Annotated in this window: 25 protein-coding genes; 8 read left to right on the top strand and 17 right to left on the bottom strand. The window is 68.9% G+C overall.

Going from position 1 to position 15,166, the window contains the following annotated elements; all coding sequences use genetic code 11:
* Nucleotides 1–740: 740 nt before the first annotated feature.
* The 17 genes from ACZ6YV_RS42395 to ACZ6YV_RS42315 form a co-directional block, all read right to left on the bottom strand.
* The gene (locus ACZ6YV_RS42395; protein WP_465515045.1) at nt 741–1,235 is read right to left on the bottom strand and encodes a hypothetical protein; all 495 of its coding nucleotides are present in this window, start codon (nt 1,233–1,235) and stop codon (nt 741–743) included.
* A gap of 558 nt (nt 1,236–1,793) precedes the next feature.
* Entirely contained in the window at nt 1,794–1,967 is a 174-nt protein-coding gene (locus tag ACZ6YV_RS42390) for a hypothetical protein (RefSeq protein WP_465515044.1), read from the bottom strand.
* A gap of 60 nt (nt 1,968–2,027) precedes the next feature.
* Complete coding sequence (locus ACZ6YV_RS42385; RefSeq protein WP_465515043.1) at nt 2,028–2,471, bottom strand: hypothetical protein; 444 nt, start codon at nt 2,469–2,471, stop codon at nt 2,028–2,030.
* A 5-nt stretch (nt 2,472–2,476) separates the two neighbouring features.
* Nucleotides 2,477–3,244, bottom strand: a complete 768-nt coding sequence (locus tag ACZ6YV_RS42380; RefSeq protein ID WP_465515042.1) for a GmrSD restriction endonuclease domain-containing protein — start codon at nt 3,242–3,244, stop codon at nt 2,477–2,479.
* On the bottom strand, nt 3,241–3,771 hold the full coding sequence (locus ACZ6YV_RS42375; RefSeq protein WP_465515041.1) for an AAA family ATPase: 531 nt from the start codon (nt 3,769–3,771) through the stop codon (nt 3,241–3,243). Before ACZ6YV_RS42375 ends, ACZ6YV_RS42380 begins: the two co-directional genes overlap by 4 nt.
* Entirely contained in the window at nt 3,750–4,730 is a 981-nt protein-coding gene (locus ACZ6YV_RS42370) for a DUF6919 domain-containing protein (protein ID WP_465515040.1), read from the bottom strand. Before ACZ6YV_RS42370 ends, ACZ6YV_RS42375 begins: the two co-directional genes overlap by 22 nt.
* Nucleotides 4,727–5,389 carry a RapZ C-terminal domain-containing protein gene (locus tag ACZ6YV_RS42365; protein ID WP_465515039.1) on the bottom strand — a complete coding sequence of 221 codons (663 nt, stop codon included), beginning with the start codon at nt 5,387–5,389 and terminating at the stop codon, nt 4,727–4,729. The genes ACZ6YV_RS42370 and ACZ6YV_RS42365 overlap by 4 nt, the downstream gene beginning before the upstream one ends.
* Nucleotides 5,386–5,868 carry a hypothetical protein gene (locus ACZ6YV_RS42360; protein WP_465515038.1) on the bottom strand — a complete coding sequence of 161 codons (483 nt, stop codon included), beginning with the start codon at nt 5,866–5,868 and terminating at the stop codon, nt 5,386–5,388. Before ACZ6YV_RS42360 ends, ACZ6YV_RS42365 begins: the two co-directional genes overlap by 4 nt.
* A 116-nt stretch (nt 5,869–5,984) precedes the next feature.
* A complete protein-coding gene (locus ACZ6YV_RS42355) occupies nt 5,985–6,170 on the bottom strand; it encodes a hypothetical protein (RefSeq protein ID WP_465515037.1) in 186 nt (61 codons plus the stop codon).
* Between the two features lie 81 nt (nt 6,171–6,251).
* Nucleotides 6,252–6,701, bottom strand: coding sequence for a hypothetical protein (locus tag ACZ6YV_RS42350; protein ID WP_465515036.1), 450 nt, complete (start codon nt 6,699–6,701; stop codon nt 6,252–6,254).
* 5 nt (nt 6,702–6,706) lie between these two features.
* Nucleotides 6,707–6,871, bottom strand: a complete 165-nt coding sequence (locus ACZ6YV_RS42345) for a hypothetical protein (RefSeq protein ID WP_465515035.1) — start codon at nt 6,869–6,871, stop codon at nt 6,707–6,709.
* Complete coding sequence (locus tag ACZ6YV_RS42340) at nt 6,871–7,194, bottom strand: hypothetical protein (RefSeq protein WP_465515034.1); 324 nt, start codon at nt 7,192–7,194, stop codon at nt 6,871–6,873. Before ACZ6YV_RS42340 ends, ACZ6YV_RS42345 begins: the two co-directional genes overlap by 1 nt.
* Before the next feature lie 26 nt (nt 7,195–7,220).
* The gene (locus tag ACZ6YV_RS42335) at nt 7,221–7,412 is read right to left on the bottom strand and encodes a hypothetical protein (RefSeq protein ID WP_465515033.1); all 192 of its coding nucleotides are present in this window, start codon (nt 7,410–7,412) and stop codon (nt 7,221–7,223) included.
* A gap of 159 nt (nt 7,413–7,571) precedes the next feature.
* Nucleotides 7,572–8,993 (bottom strand): hypothetical protein, encoded by a 1,422-nt coding sequence (locus ACZ6YV_RS42330; RefSeq protein ID WP_465515032.1) that lies wholly within the window; start codon nt 8,991–8,993, stop codon nt 7,572–7,574.
* Between the two features lie 358 nt (nt 8,994–9,351).
* Nucleotides 9,352–9,549, bottom strand: a complete 198-nt coding sequence (locus ACZ6YV_RS42325) for a hypothetical protein (RefSeq protein WP_465515031.1) — start codon at nt 9,547–9,549, stop codon at nt 9,352–9,354.
* Between the two features lie 62 nt (nt 9,550–9,611).
* Entirely contained in the window at nt 9,612–10,454 is an 843-nt protein-coding gene (locus tag ACZ6YV_RS42320) for a protein phosphatase 2C domain-containing protein (RefSeq protein ID WP_465515030.1), read from the bottom strand.
* Nucleotides 10,455–10,463: 9 nt separating this feature from the next.
* A complete protein-coding gene (locus ACZ6YV_RS42315; RefSeq protein WP_465515029.1) occupies nt 10,464–11,306 on the bottom strand; it encodes a sigma-70 family RNA polymerase sigma factor in 843 nt (280 codons plus the stop codon).
* 203 nt (nt 11,307–11,509) lie between these two features.
* Here ACZ6YV_RS42315 and ACZ6YV_RS42310 point away from each other — a divergent pair, with 203 nt between their 5' ends.
* From ACZ6YV_RS42310 to ACZ6YV_RS42275, 8 genes are read left to right on the top strand one after another with little or no spacing between them, the layout of a single operon-like run.
* On the top strand, nt 11,510–11,932 hold the full coding sequence (locus ACZ6YV_RS42310) for a hypothetical protein (RefSeq protein WP_465515028.1): 423 nt from the start codon (nt 11,510–11,512) through the stop codon (nt 11,930–11,932).
* Nucleotides 11,929–12,222: a WhiB family transcriptional regulator gene (locus tag ACZ6YV_RS42305; protein WP_465515027.1), complete on the top strand. Its 294-nt coding sequence runs from the start codon at nt 11,929–11,931 to the stop codon at nt 12,220–12,222. Before ACZ6YV_RS42310 ends, ACZ6YV_RS42305 begins: the two co-directional genes overlap by 4 nt.
* On the top strand, nt 12,222–12,824 hold the full coding sequence (locus ACZ6YV_RS42300; protein ID WP_465515026.1) for an RRQRL motif-containing zinc-binding protein: 603 nt from the start codon (nt 12,222–12,224) through the stop codon (nt 12,822–12,824). Before ACZ6YV_RS42305 ends, ACZ6YV_RS42300 begins: the two co-directional genes overlap by 1 nt.
* Entirely contained in the window at nt 12,821–13,072 is a 252-nt protein-coding gene (locus ACZ6YV_RS42295; RefSeq protein ID WP_465515025.1) for a hypothetical protein, read from the top strand. The genes ACZ6YV_RS42300 and ACZ6YV_RS42295 overlap by 4 nt, the downstream gene beginning before the upstream one ends.
* Before the next feature lie 6 nt (nt 13,073–13,078).
* Nucleotides 13,079–13,321 carry a hypothetical protein gene (locus ACZ6YV_RS42290; RefSeq protein ID WP_465515024.1) on the top strand — a complete coding sequence of 81 codons (243 nt, stop codon included), beginning with the start codon at nt 13,079–13,081 and terminating at the stop codon, nt 13,319–13,321.
* Nucleotides 13,322–13,334: 13 nt separating this feature from the next.
* Nucleotides 13,335–13,739, top strand: coding sequence for a hypothetical protein (locus ACZ6YV_RS42285; RefSeq protein ID WP_465515023.1), 405 nt, complete (start codon nt 13,335–13,337; stop codon nt 13,737–13,739).
* Complete coding sequence (locus ACZ6YV_RS42280; protein WP_465515022.1) at nt 13,736–13,954, top strand: hypothetical protein; 219 nt, start codon at nt 13,736–13,738, stop codon at nt 13,952–13,954. Before ACZ6YV_RS42285 ends, ACZ6YV_RS42280 begins: the two co-directional genes overlap by 4 nt.
* Complete coding sequence (locus tag ACZ6YV_RS42275; protein WP_465515021.1) at nt 13,951–15,117, top strand: hypothetical protein; 1,167 nt, start codon at nt 13,951–13,953, stop codon at nt 15,115–15,117. Before ACZ6YV_RS42280 ends, ACZ6YV_RS42275 begins: the two co-directional genes overlap by 4 nt.
* Nucleotides 15,118–15,166: the final 49 nt, after the last annotated feature.

The raw sequence follows: 15,166 nt of genomic DNA, 5'->3' as shown, positions 1-15,166 counted from the left end.
AGCAGGCCCTCACCGACCCGAACGGTAGCCCCGAACACCCGAAGACCACCCGAAGACTTGCTCCGGAACCCGAAGCGTCGCGCCGGACAGGACACATACCCTCCCCTTTACCGCGGCCCCGGACGCGACGATACGTCACAACGAAACCGGACTCAGAGGATCTGCAAGACGTGCTGTCGGGCAGGGCTGGGGTGCGCTGGCAGGCAAGGAGGCGGTGGTGGTGGTGGTGGCGGTACTGGCGGCGTCGGCGAGGCGGGAGGTCGTGGTGTCGGAGTGAAAGTGGGAGCGGTGGGCAGACGTGGAGAGTGTGGAAGGCTGGCGGTGTTTCCTGCCCCGCTTGCGGGCGCGTTTGCTCGCGGCGGGGCAGGAAACGCGGGCATCCGTCCTCGCGAGCACCGGCGGCGCGGCACCCGCCGTCACGTGGCTCATGATCACCAGCCGCCGCCGACACCCCGAACGACCTCGCGGCCGCGAGGTACGACGGAACAGCAAGACCGCCTTGGCTGAAATCTTGCTCCCGCCGAGGAGACCCATTAGCCGGGTTCGCGCCAGACCGCGGCCGCGAGACAGGTGTCGTGGTTGTTGATGGTGATCACCCCTGGAGTCGGGGTACCCGGTGGATCCCCCCAGCACCCGCCACGACCTGCCCCGACGCCGCGCCCAGGGGGATCCGCCTTAAGCGGTAGCAGGAACGGCGGGGCCGGTGGATATCGGATCGGCGGGGCCGTAGGCAACGCGTGTCAGCCGCGTTTGCGCTCGGTGCGTTCACGGGCGCGGCGTTGCTGCCGTGACAGGCCAGCCGCCGGCGCCAACGGTGTATGCGTGTGGCCGGACGTGCTCGGCGAAGGTGGCTGAGGACCGAACGCCGCGGCGTGCAGCTCCCGGATCGCCCCGCGCAGTTCCCGCATCTGCTCCCAGTCACTCTCGTGCAGCTCGTCGGTCTCGTCGTTCAGACGGCGCGTCAGCTCGGTCAGCAGAGCCGTCCACGACTTCGGCGTCGATGGCGGCCGGGTCGTGGTGACCGCCCGGACGACGTCACGCTCGACAACTTCGCGCACCACCCTCGGCGCCGGGTCCGGCCGATCGAGCCGTCGCGCGGCGCGGCGAAGCTCCCACGCGCGGCTCTTGCAGGCCTGCGAGCAGTACCTCGGATGCCGTCCGGTGCCTTCGTAGTAGACGGTCTCCCCGCACGTTCCGCACTCGACGCTCACCAGCCTTCCGTCGCTATCGCGCACCTGACCGCACCTCCCTTTCGCACCCCTCCGCCATGTAAAACGTAACAACGAAACCGGCTCGCATGGCGCATGCAAGAGGTGCTGTCGTAGTGGATCTTGGAAAGCAGTGGCAGGCGTGGCAGGGCACGACGACCGGGAAGGCCGCGGCGAAGGCATGATGAGGCGGACTGGGAAAACATGCAGGTGGGAGAGGGGTGCGCGACGGCCAGGCAGGGGCTGGAGCGGATAGTCGCGTCCTCGTCCAGCGGCGGCGAGCGCGGCCGGACCGGTCCCCGGGGCCGGAATTTCGTGACGATACCTTAGCTCATTTTGTTGATCTTCTCGTATCCGGATCGCCGTTCCGTTTCTTGTCAGCGGATCCTTTTGCCGGTCGCCGGGCCGACCTTCCTGGCGTTCTTCTTCGCTCTCGGCGCGGGCGTCCGGCATCTTCCCCGTCATGACGCCCGGCGTCGAGACGAAACGTCGACGGCCCGGCGAGAGGATGCGGACCGTCCCCCGACATGGAAAGGGGGGCCCGCGTCCTTCGACGGCGGGCCCCCCTTTTCCACGCGAGGCTTGCTACGTGTTCGTTTGGTCCGGGCGGTTCTTCCGCTCGCGTTCGTCGGCGATCACGTTCTTGACGGCCCGCGCGATGTCGCGGCCCATGTTCTTCAGCGTGCGCAGGTCCGCTTCGAGCTGTCCCTGTTCGTCATGCCACGCGATCCCGTCGCTGGGCTTCTTCCGTCGGCTCATCCTGTCGCCTTCTTTCCGGGAGTCAGCCGGTCATCCGGCCGTCGCCGGTCTCATTGCTGTTCAGACCTGCGAGCCGGACAGGTGCCCCGTGGCGGCGACCTTCTGGGCGACCCGTTCGATGCGACCCCAGTGGCGCTGCACCTGCCGCTTGGCCTCGGCAAGGGCCTTGTCCCGGGAGACGCCGGTGCCGCGGGAGTGGCGGCGGAAGTTGGCGCGATCGCCACCTGCCTGGGCGGCGGCCATGCTGTCTGCCTTCCAGCTTCCGAACCCGTTGCGCTGATAGAAGCGGGCCTCGGCGGCGTGCCCTGCCATGACCATGACCAGATACGGAAGCGGGTCTTTCGTGTCCGGGCGGTCTTCGATGGTGCGGGTGTAGGCACTGTTGCTGGTGACCTTGATGTGCTGGACGGTGCCGCCGCTGAGCTTGTGGATCACGGCATGCCCGGCCTCGTGGTAGGCGGCCGCCAGCAGGTCCAGGTCGGCGGTGGTGTCGGCGCGTGCCATCGCGGTCACCGGCCCTTCGGCATGCGGCGAAGCAGGCCCGCGATCGTGTCGTGCTCGGCCTGGTCGACGGTGACCTTGTACGTCGCCTTCACCCACACCCAGTTGCGGAGGTACTCGAATCGGAACTCGGGGTTCGGCGGCATCCACTTCGCCGGGTCTTTCGACCCTTTGGCTCGGTTGGACTTCGCGGTGACGGCGACGAGGACGTGGCGGTCGTTGGCGTAGGCCTGCCGCTGGGCGGGAGTCCAGTCGCGGGTGCCGGAGCGGGCCATCTGCTCCAGCGGGACGACGTGGTCGACGTCGACGGCGGCCGGGTCGGTAACGAGGACGTCGTCGTAGAGGCTGACCCAATGATTGCCCTGGCCCGCGTCGGGTTCGCAGGTGACCGGGTCGCGGGTGACGGCGGCGGGCCCGGCGGGGGTTTCGTTGTGTCCTTGCTCGATGAGGATCATCTCGCGGGTGTCGCAGCCGCGGCCGAACCCGGGCTGGGCGATCCAGTGTTTCCAGTCCTTGCGGTCGTAGTGGGCGCCGGTGTCTTCCGGGGCGATCCGGAGCGTGTCCAGCAGCGCGAGCGTCTCGGCCGGGCTGGTCGGCATCCCGGCCACCGCGGCCGCCGACCGCGGCGTGCTCGTCGACGAGCCGGGCGAGCCGGGCGAGGCGAGCGTGGCCGCGCCGCCGGTGGCGATGTCGAGGCCGCAGGCGGCGGTCGCGGCCAGGACGGCGGCCGCGACGAGCCCGCCGACGGCTCGCCGCACGATGAGGGTGGTGGTCATGCTCGTCCTCCTCGGAGATGCGAGTTGAGTTCGGACACGGCAGCGAATCCTTCGACGCGCAGCGTGCCGACGGTGAGGTCGGTGACGCGGTGGTGGCACTCGCACACGAACTCCGACGGCACCGGATGCCGACGCTGGGCATTGCGGAACAGCGAGACCTTGAGCGGGACCCAGACGATGACGGCGCGGGCCGGGACGCCGTGGGCGCGGGCGAGGTCGAGCCAGGTCTTGCGGTCGGAGATGGTGGTGGAGGTGGCGTCGATGGTGACCGGGGCGCCGGCGGCGAGCAGGATCCCGGCCTGCTCGACGACGTGCGCGACGGCCTGCGGCGTGACGCTCTGGTCGTGCGGGCCGACGCCGAGCTCGCCGCGGGCGTCGTCGAGGGACAGGACGTTGTCGATCCGCCCAGTCTCGAACTCGCGCTGCAGGAAGAAGGTCTTCCCGGAGCCGGGGGCGCCGATCATGACCGTGAGTCCGGTGCTGGTGTCGAGCGGCCGGGGCGTGGTCAGCAGGTTTCGGTGTTCCACGGGTCATCTCCGTTCCACGGTGTCGTCGGTGTGGTGAGGGCCTGGACGCGGTCGGCGAGGATCTCCATCGCCTCGGCCGGGGTCTGGTCTGCCGGGAGCGCGGGCCGGTAGGCGTCCTCGGCCCACGGGACGTGCCGCAGCAGCGGCAGGTCCTGCTCGTGGACCGGCCAGCGGGTCATCTCGCAGGCCAGGACGCCACCGGCGTTGAGGTAGAGCTCGGCGGGATAGCCCGACGGCCCGCCCTCGACCCAGGCCAGGTAGGCGGTGGCCTCAGGCGCGGCCGCGAGCACGGCCAGCAGCTGCGTGGTGCCGCGCTCCCCCGCCCGTTTCTCGTCGAGCTCGGCGACCTGGGCGCCCTGCGCTCGCGACCAGTCGTCGAGGAAGTCCCACAGGTCCGAGCAGCTCGCGTAGTCGGGGTTGACGATCGTGAGCTGCGCGGCCGCCGTGATGGCCTTGACCGCGGCCCGGTTGCACAGGTCGCCGTAGCACCGGCGGATCCGGCGGCGGGAGAGATATCCGCCGGTCAAGCACATCGGCTTGCCGCTGCGGGTAGTCACCGGAATCCAGGTTTCGGCGGGACGCGTGAACCAGCTCGTCCGGGCCGCAGGCCGGTTGAAAGCGACCTGGAACCCGGCCTGAATAGCCTCGATCGCCAGCGCAGCGGCACGATCCTCCGCAAGGAAGCCGGTCACCGTGGCCCGCCGTGCCCAGATCAACCCGTCACCCGCGGTGATGGGAGACTCCCCGGGTTGCGAGGCGCCGGTGACGAACCCCGCGCGGTTGACCCGCGCCAGGATGTCGGCCAGTGACGAGACTTCGTCGCCTGGACCGCGTCCGGGCTCGTCGCCCGGCTGGGACCCGATCCTGCCTTCCAGCCACAGCGCCGTCAGACGGCCCAGGTCGAGCAGCGTCTCGGCGGACCACCAGCTGGCCCGGTCGGCCCGCGATACTCGCCTCATCGACGCTCACCGGCCCGGATCACGCGGGGCAGGTGAACGTGCCGATGCTCGATCTCCACGACGCGGCCACGCGACCGCAGCTCGAAAGCCAGCAGCTCGACCAGCGCCGCGGCGCGGTGGCGACCACCGGCGCAGCCAATCGCGATCCGGCTCGGCCCGGCCGGGAGCCGGGAGTAGTCGGCGAGGTTGGCCAGCAGCTCGCGGGCGCCGGGCGTGTTCAGCACGACGGTCTGCACACGCTCGTCGCGGCCGTCGAGGTCGAGGATGTCGCGGGCCGCGGCCGGGTCACGCAGCCGGTCGCGGACGTCTTCGACACGATCCGCCTGTGGTGTCGGTCCGCCGTCGAGGTGCGGGTAGCCGAAGGAGATCAAGGTGATCGGCGCGAGAACGGCATCGACGACGGCCAGGGCGAGCACGTCGTTGAGCAGCTCGACGACATACTTGCTTGTGCAGCGGCAGGGTGCGGCGACCAGGTACCGAGCAGCCATCAGGAACGCCACCCGCACCTCGTCGACGCCGAACTGCCCTTCGCCGGCGAGCCGCGCGGCCCGGTAGGCCGCGAACGTCAGCGCGCCGTGGTGCTCCTCGTGCTGGTCCACTACTACGTCGAAACCGGCAGAGATCTCGGCGAAAAGCTCATTGAAAGCACGCTGGTTCATCGCATTGCCTCCTTGCGGGCGTCGATGCGAGCGGTGGTCAGGGCGGTGACGATCGCGCCGAGCGGGACCTGCAGCGCCTTGTGCGCGGCCTGATCCATCAGTGCCCGGCCGCACACGCCCCCGGTGGCGAGCTCATGAAACCCGGACTTGCCGGTCGAGGTCGCGAAGGCCTTGAGAAGGCGGCCGTCGTCGATAACGGCGTGCAGCACGGCGTCGATCAGCTCGCCGTAGACGAGCGCGCGGGCCGGGACGCCGGCCCCCGCCACACGGCAGACGAGCCACTTCGCCACGAACTGGGTCGCCGCGTAGGAGAAAACATGGGAGCGCAGGGCACGGCGGCCGCCCGGATCACGGTGCTGTTTGGACCGGGCATCGACGTCGCGCTGGACCAGGTAGTCACCGGCCTCGTGGCCGGCGGCACCGCCGAGCCAGGTCAAGGCCAGGACCGCTGTCCGGCGCAGTGCGCGATCGGTCATCATGGATGTGGCTCCATTTCCTTGCTGGGATGGGGTTGCTGGGCCCCGGCGGGCGGCTCGTTCTTGGTTGGAGGGGCCGCCCGCCGAGGGCAGACTCTGGCGAAGTGACGCGGCTGCGCTCAGTTGGAAACCGTGACCCATTTCTGGCCGGTGCCGTCGCAGTCGTCGCACGTCATCCACTTGCCCTTGACGTATGCACCGCCGCCTTGATGGCACGACTGGCAGATGTCCAACCGGCGGTGCAGCGTGGAGGCCTCCGCGACGGTGCAGCCGTGGACGGGTTCCGGCGCCTTCTTGCGGAACATGGATTTCTCTCTTCCTGTCAGTTCCCTTGCGGGGATTGCTGGACTTCGGCGAGCGGCACGTTCTTGGTCCGAAGGGCCGACTCAGGTGAAGTGGCGTCCTGACAACTGGCCGTCGGCGGCGAGCTTCTTCGCCAGCCGGTCGATCCGGCCCCAGTTGCCGCGAATGACCCGGCGGGCCATGTCCTGGTGTTTCGCCTTCGACAGCGAGCCGTGGCGGCAGAGACTGCGGTAGGCGGCCATGTCGGATTCCGAGCACTGGTGTGACCAGCGCAGGGCCTCGCCCCGCCACATCCCGGCGTTGCGCTGGGCCCACAGGGCGCCGGCCTCCAGGCCGCCGAAGAACACGGCGAGTGCCCCGTCGACCTGGGTCTGGTTCGTCATGTCCGGCTCGTCGTGCTGGGTCTGTCCGGCGTCGGACCGGATCCACAGCTTCACGACCTTGAGGCCGTACGCGCGGCACACCATCGCGTGCCCGACCTCGTGCGCGGCCAACGCGAGCGTCGCCGCTTCCTCATCGGTGTACTTCGCCATCGCGCCTATCCCCCGGCCAGTTCGCGCAGGATCTCGAAGGCCGGACCCGCGGTGACGGGATTGCCGTCCTGGTCGATCGGCCCGGTGTAACCGGACTCGCGCAGATCGAAGAACCTCGTGTCGCGATCGGTTTCCGGAGCGCGATCCCACCGGCGAGAGACCTTGCCCATCAGAGACCCCCGAGCGGGCCGTCGATACGCAGCCCGATCACCTCGGCGCCGGACTCGATCACGTTGCTCCGCATAACCACCGACACCCCGCCTCCCCGGGTGCGGGTGACCGTGCGGCCGCTACTCGCCGAGTTGGGCGGGCCGTACAAGAACTCGCTCAAAGCACTTCGCAGCCCGTAGAAGTCCTCCGGGCTCTTCGCGTCCGGGAAACCGGCCTTCACCAGCGCCCCGAACACCGCGACCACCAACTCGATCGAGGCCTCAGCCTGCGTCCCCGAATGCGCCAAGGGATAGTTGTCGTTGCTGTGCATGGAATCGGGCATGAACACAAGTCCTTTCAGGACAGACATCACTCGGAAGTGGCGACAGAGTTCGCGACGTTCCCGGCCACGGTCGCGGCGTTCATCACCACGACCTCCTCGGTGGACACCGGCTTCGGACTCACGACCGCCGCTCGACGAGACCGGGTCGCGGCGTTCCGCTCAAGAGCAGCCGACGCCGCCGCCCACTCCTCCCGAAACCGCTGGATACGACGCCGCATGTGCAACTCCTCAGTTTTTGAGCACCCGCCCCCTTGCGGGCAGCAAGGGGGGTTGCCATCAAGCTACGCAACCCCCCTTGCGGGGGTCAATGCCGGTTTCTTTTGATCACCCAGATGCCGGATGGCTACCGTTAGGCCGAATAGCGTGTTATACGCTTCTTACCTGCCGTTTCGTCGGTTCAGGGCGGCGTAGGCGCGGGCTCGTTCGTGGCTGCGGCGGCGTCGTTCGGCGGGGTCGAGCCCTTCGAGCTCGTCGACGGGCGTGCTCGTCGATGGGGCTGGTGTGGGGGCGACGATCTGGGCGTGGGCCTGGGCGATGAGCTTGTTTTGCAGGGGGGTCCGGAGTGGCTGCGTGAGCTTGGCGCGGCGTGCGTCATCGGCGGCACGCCGTTCGGCGACAACGGCAACCCGGGTGGTCTCGGCGTGGCGTTCCGCGGCGAGCTCGTCGCCGCATCGGCGGCCGTGGTCGGTGATGACCTGCGGAGTCAGCAGGCCGTGCTCGTCCTGCAGCCGCGCGCCGATCACGCCGAAGGCCTCGCGGGAGACCTGCTGGTCCAGCCCTGCGACCCACTTGGTCAGGCTTCGGGTGTGGCGGGTGGGTAGCGGGCGGCCGCGGTCGTCGCGCCAGGTCGACAGGCGGCTCCGGACCCAGCCCGCCGGGTGTATAACGGCGTATTCGACGTGGCCGGATTCGGTTCCTGACCAACCGGTCGGCCGGTAGCGCAGGCCGTGGAGGATGTCGCGATTGGACCAGTCTGAACACCACCAGGAGCGGCAGATCGACCGGATGGCCCGAACGCTCAGCCGGCCCAGAACGGGGTGCTGACGACGCAGCTCAGCGGCCGCAACGTACATCTCAGCCTTCGTGGCCGGGACCTTCGTCGCAAACTGACCAACCCTCTCGTCAATGCGGCCGCGAAGCGGCTCAATTGTCTGTTCTTCGACCTCGGAAACCGCTGCTGACCTGTGGAAAATTTCGCTCGCGCGCGTACGTAGGTGACCAACAACGATCTTTAACTCTTCAAGATCAAAAGAACACGAGGGGGTCCAGGTTTTCTCCTCAGTGGCCTTGAGCTGGGTGATCTTGTCGCGCAGCTCCGCGATCGTCATCCGGTAGCGCTGAAGCTGTTCCTGGGGCTCGATGTGCTCGGCGTAGGCGGGGACCAGGAGGCCGTAGACGGCCGCCCTGTTGCCCTCGATGGGGCTGGCCATCGGCCGGAACTGCGGTGTGGAGCCGGGCTCGACGCGGTCGATCCAGCCCGCGATCCACAGCTGCCGCAGCCAGGCCGCGAGCGTGGACCGGGCGAAGCCGGTGGCGGCCTGCAGCCGCGCCCAGGTCGGCCAGCACTCGGACGTGGACCAGTCCGACCAGTTCCGCAGCGTCTCGATCAGGAGCTGCAGACGGCGGCGGGCGTCGCGGCGAAGCTTCTCGACCCAGGGCACGGCCATCAGCAGCCGCGCCCACTCGGTCGGGCCCTCGGCGGCCCGCACGGGCACTGCGGCCGTCGGGGCGGCGCCGATCTCGGCCGCGCAGGCCTTTCCGCCGAACTGCGCCCAGCAGCGACCGCACAGGGTCGCCATCTCCGGGCTGGAGTAGCGCAGCGGAAGGTCACGCCGTAGCTCCGCAACGGCGTTTCCGCAGGTAAAACAGGGTAGGTCGGCGCGCCTCTGGTGCGCTCCGGACCCAGGGTTTATCCTGGGCACGCGAAAGGTCTCCCTTCGTATGAGTGCAAGGCCCCTGTGGCGGGGGCAGTACTCGAAAAGCCCCGTGAGGGGCGTCCCTTGGGAGGGGATTTGAGGTTCGGCTGGTAACCGGACCACCTGAACGGCGACCGGGCTGGTAACCCGAGAACCAATCAGTACGAGGACGGCGACTTGGTAGGTCGCCTGAAGCGAACGACGAGGCGAGCGGCTGGCAACCGCGACGCCTCGTCTTTATTTATGCGGTCATCAGCTGCTCCTGCTGGTCGTATGGCTCGCCGGTTTCAGCTGCGAGCAGTCGTCCGACGAACTCGTTGAAGTCCATCCCGAGTTGCTCGGCTTTCTTCTGCGCTGCCTTCGACAACGTTTTTGGCAGGCGCACGGTGTGCCGATCACGGTCGCCCTTCGAGCGCCGCCCGGGTTTCTTGTGCTCCATGCCGCTCGTTCTACCGTTCCTGACGTCAGAAAACGAGTAGGCGCGCCGCGTAGATCGCCGTGTCATGCCAGCTCTCCAAGGCTGTTCAGGCTGCTACCGACTGAGGCAAAGACGGCTGTCGTGTCATCGCTCCGCTTGTTTCGGGGATGTGCCTGTCCAACGGGATCCGCCAGTTCGGCTTCTCTAGTTGCCCGAATGAACTCCTCTGGGCCATCGATCTCGAGTACGTCCAGTGCGGTCTTCCAGTCCTTGATCAACCCAAACATCTCGACGGCCCGGACGGCCCCGTCGCTTAGCACCGCGACTCGGCGGATTGCGCTCCGTGGGTACTCGCCGACGATGGCGTGGGACACCACAGCAGGGTCCGCGGCCGCGATCCAGTAGCCCCCCGGCCGGTTTCGTGCGGCGAGTTCCTTGTGCTTCATGGAGACCAGCGCTTCGTCTTTCTTCGCGCTGCCGATTGGGTACTTGTCCGCTTCTTTCCGTTCGTCGCTGGCTGTTTGGCTGACGCGGTCGTCGCTGATCACGACGATCTCTGAGCCGATGTCGAGGACGATCGAGACGTCGGCCAGGACTGCGTAGCGGAGTTTGTCTTCTTCCAGGCGGATGATCCCGACGGCGGCGGATGGAGTGCCTGGGTGGTCCAGGTTGCACTCGGGATGCAGCGCTCGCACCGAGGAGATCGCGTCGGCCAGCGCACCTGTCAGGGTCTGTGTTCGGCTTGCTGCTCCGGCGATGATGCCGGCGCCGAGCTTCCTGGCGTACCAGGGAACGCCGTGGTGGCAGCCGGTGTCCGTACGGATGGTGGCGCCATCGAGCACGACGATGAGGTCTGAGGTCGCGGCGACCCAGTCCTCGTTGGGGACACCGGGTTTCCCGGGTGCGGTGGCGCTGGTGAAGAACACGGTGATCCCCTACTTGTCGGCGACGTAGATCGGTGAAATCGCGTTTACTTCGTTGATTTCCCGGCTGTCGCCGTCGTAGGTGCAGGAGATCAGAGCGGACCATCGCTTGGTTTTGACCTGCTGGTAGATCTCGTCCACGTTGGCCGCGAGGTAGTGCGCCGCGCCCAGGGTGCCCATCGCATGGATCCCGGCCAGGTAGAGGAACGTGCCTTTTCCGTCAGGCCGGGGAAGTCTGCCGACGTAGGCGTAGTCGGCGTGCTCGCCCGTGTCGGAGGGCGATCGGTAGACCTTGTCCTGGTTGTGGTCCTTGAGGAACCAGCCTTGTGAGCCATTGCCGAAGCCGAGGTTCGGGTCCGATTCGAGCATCTGCCCTACGAGGGGCAGGAGCCGCGGGCTGCACAGGACGACCAGGTTTGCCCTGTTCAGGCCCACGATGCCGGGTGGTGGCACGATCTCGTACTCGGTGGTCATCCTGTAGTCACTGGCGAGTTTGGACAGCACGTTGTAGGCCGCGAGGGCTTCCGCGCTGATCACTGCTGATGGGTTCGTTCGGCCGCTTTCCCACTTTCCGCCGATGGCGAAGTGAAGCGCTCCGGTGCCTAAGAGGGCGCGCTCTGGCTGGGGTCCTGACGTGAGCAGTTGACCGATCCTGGCCCGGCTCATCCCGAGCAGCTTTCCCAGCTCGCCCTGTGTCGAGCCCTTAGCAATGAGGTCTTGCAGGGCTTCGCGCCGAATGCGGCTGAGTTCGTTCGTAAAGTCCTGTTGACGTGCAAGAACGTCCCCGACCTTGCGCGCACGGGTAAGCGGGTCGGCTCTGACCAGTTCGGCCAGCTCCTCCTCGTAGTGATCCACAGGCGGTCTCCGGTCCTCGGGTGCCAACGTTCGCGGCCAATCTTGCCACAGGGGTTGACCTACGCAAGGGGGGTTGCCTACTTTGATCAATGGCAACCCCCCTTGCGGGTCTTTGAGGGGTTGCGCCGAGACAAAGGGCCCTCGCCGGGATGCAGCCCAGCGAGGGCCTGGAACCAGGTCAGACACGTAAAGGAGCCCGACCCATGTTCGACGTTATCGAAGACGACACGACGGTTCTTGCCGGTGTCGTGGTTTCCGCGGCGAGCCCGGCGGTGGTTCGCGTGGTGCCGTTTTCGCAGGTGGATCTGGAGCAGTACGGCGAAGACGTGCTGAGTGACGAGCAGCTGCTCATGGTCGCTCGGATGGAGTTGCAGGACCTGCAGCTGCGGCGGACCCGTGGTGCGAACGAGGTCGGTCCGGTGCTGGGTTCGTACCGGCGTCCGGTCGCCGTGGTCGACGAGCTGGACGAGGTCCTCGACGAGTTCGAGGAGCAGGCCGACGTCTACGCCGAGTTGACCGACGCGGCGCTGCCGGGCATGTGGCCCGCGCACGGCGAGCTCGCGGTCCGCCGCGAGCGCCGGATGACCGCGAAGACGCTGCGTGCGGCCCTCGGCGGTGTGGCATGACCAGTACCGATGGGGATTGGCGTGAGCGGGCGGCGTGCTCGACGGCTCGCCTGATGGAGATCGCTCCGGAGATCGCGGCTCGTGCTGCCGATGTGTTCTTCCCGGTGGGCAGCGAGCGCACGTCCGAGACCAAGCGGGCGATCGCGCAGGCGAAGGCCGTGTGCGCGGTGTGTCCGGTGAAGGCGGAGTGCCTGGACGACGCGCTGGCCAGCGGTCTTCGGTTCGGGGTGTTCGGCGGTCTGTCTGCCGACGAGCGCCGCAAGCTGGGGTCGAAGCGGGCGGTGGCGTGATGGGCCGCCGTCTGGGTTCGCTGCGGCTGGCGTCGGTGCCGTGGTCGCCGGATCAGGAGTTCGTCTACGGCGAACACGAGGGCCTGCCGCTGCTCAAGCGCAACAGTGCGCCTCGTGACGTGCTGGCGACCGCGCGGCAGCTGCGTGCTCGTGGGCTGCGCCCGGGCGGGAAGGACCCGGTCGCGGTGCTGCTCACGAAGCACCCGGCCTCGGGGAAGACGAACTGGTCGTCGCTGTGGCAGATCAGCGAGTGCGTGCCGGTGCGGCCGCAGACGCCGGCGAAGCGGGCGTCGATCGCGAAGGCGACGGCGGCGCGGCGAGTGTGCCGGGACTGCGGCGAGCGGACGTGGCGGGACCTGCCGTTCCGGTACGGGCGCCGCTGTGAGGCCTGCCGCTACGAGCTGGGCCTGATCGAGATCGACGACGCGATCCACGAGCTGCTGGTCGGGGAGCCGACGTTGTCGGCCGCCGAGCACGCCGCGCTGGACCAGGCGCTCGTCGACGAGCGCGCCGCCGCGGCGCTCGCGCCGGTCATCCCGCTGCCTCGCCGGGCCGAGGTCCCGGCATCCGCGTCGTTTCGCGGGGCGGTGACGGTGGCATGAGCGGCATGCAGCAGCTGGTGGAGCTCGCGGTGGCCCGGCCGGGCGCGGACGCGTCGGTCGAGGAGTGCACCGCCTGGTACCGGGCGAAAGCCCGCGTGCTGTCCGAAGAGGCGCGGTTCGAGACCGAGCTGGGCCACGCCGAGGCCTCCGCGCGGCTCGCGGCGATGGCGCGCGATGCCCACCACCACGCCGAGCGGATCGCCCTCGAAGCCGAAGCCGTTCGCCCCCTTCCTCTCACACCGAGGTGATCTGACATGTCCGCCTTCGACGTCCTCGACCGCTTCGGCACCGCCGCCCTGCTCCGGTTCCTGGGCCTGGTCGTGCTGTTCGTGGCCCTGCACCTGGTCCGGATCCCGCTGCATCTGCTGGCCCGCGTGCTGGAGATCGGGATGGTCCGCGTCAACAAGACCCTGGCCGCCTCGGTCCCCGCCGATACCGGCGAGCGGCCGCGCCGCCCGCACAACGACTTCTTCGCGCCCCTGCGCCCCACCGCCTGAAAGGACCCCTGTCATGAGCAAGAACTCGCTGCCCACCACCGCCCGCGACCGTGTGATCTCGGGTGACCTGACCCGCACCGACAAGGCCATCTCCTACCTCGGCTGGCACGCCCCGGAGCTGGTCGCCGTCTTCGTCATCGCCGTGGCCGCCGGGATCTTCACCGGCTGGCTGCTGCTGGCCGCGCTGGCGCCGCTGGGCTACGCCGCCGTCGACGACCTCTCACGGTTCCGCGCGAACCGCGCGAACCGCGTGGAACGGCAGCGTCGCGAGCTGCGCGCCGCGAAGCGCAAGGCCGCCGAGGACGAGGTCGCGATCGACCTGGACGCGGTCCAGGACGAGCTCGCCGCCCCTGCCGCCGACGTCGACGAGGACCAGGACGACGACGCAACGGCCTCCGAGGGGACGCGATCGGCGTGAACAAGCCCTCTCGCTTCGGCCAGATCGCGTCGTCCTGGACCGCCGTGTTCGTCGTCGACGGCGAAGCGGTCGCGGTCGGCAGCTGGCCAGACCGGGACACGGTCATCGAGTGGGGCCGCAACCCCTGGTTCCGCGGCCGCGCCGAGTTCCAGGGCCTCGCCCCACTGATCCACCCCAACGACTTCACCGCCGAGCTGAACGGAGGCAACCGATGAGCACCTACCGCGAACAGGATCGCGAGGACCGCAAGCTGGCCGCGAAGCTGAAAAGCGACACCAAGCTCGCCGAGTCCCAGTCCCGGATCGCCGAGCGCCGCGCGAACGGCGAGCAGCGACGTCTGGACCAGGCCGCGGCCGCCGATCAGGCCCGCCGCGACAAAGAGATCGCCCGCGACAACCGCGCGGAGCGCTGGGCGGCGCTGCGGCTCTGGATGACCGCGCACTACCTGGACCTGATGTTCGTGCCGATCATCGTCGTCCCCGGGATCCTGTCCTGGGTCGCGATGGCCATCTACGGCTCCGAGGTCTTCGGCCCGACCGGCTGGCTTCTCCCCGCATTCAGCGAGGCCGCCGCCTGGGCTTTCGCCGCCGCGAACACCATCACCCGCCGCCGGCACCCCGGCGCCCCGACCTGGCACCTGGTCACCGGTGTGTGGCTGTTCTCCGGGGTCCAGGCCACGCTGAACTTCATCCATGGCTTCGCCGGTGATCGTGGACGCCTGGACTACGGCGTCGTCATGGCGCTGGTGGCGATCGCCGGTGTGCTCGCGCACCAGCTGATCACCGCCGGGCCGCGCATGACCCGAGCCGAGCGCGCCGACTCGAAGATCCGCTACGCCGCCGCCAAGCGCGAGCTCGCGGTCCGCAAAGCCGCCACCCGCACCGCGGTGGCCGAACTCGACGTCGACGGGCAGGCCCGGCTGGTCTACCGGGCGGGCACGGTGACCCTGCGCCGACGGATCGCCCGCCGCGCGGTGCTCGTCGAGGCCGTGGTTCCCGCCCAGCCGCTTCCGGTTCCCGACCTCGGCGAAACCCTTGCCGACGCGGCCGCCCGCTACCTCGACAGCGTCGAGGCCACCGGCATCCGGAACACCCTGGGAACAGCGCAGGACGCCGCCGACGACACCAACGCCGAGGGGCGGGGAACCCGGTTCCGGGACCTGCTCAAGCGCCTCGATCCCGGCGCCCGGGACAAGCGCTTCACCGAGTTCCTCAACCAGGTCCACCGCGCGGTCGCCACCGGCGATCTGCCCGCCCAGCCCAGCCGCAACGAGGTCAGGAACCTGCTCGGCTGCCGCACCCAGCTCGCCGGGGAGGTCCGCAAGGCCTACCTCGACAACCTCGACGACGACGGCGACGGCGTCCCGGTCGCCGCGTGATCTGCCGGGTGGTGGCCGTGACTCTGACCCGCGGCCACCACCCGGCGCC

Source organism: Amycolatopsis sp. NPDC102522 (assembly GCF_055584485.1).
Note: the sequence above shows the minus strand (reverse complement) of the source record. Positions and strands in the feature narration are given on the sequence as shown.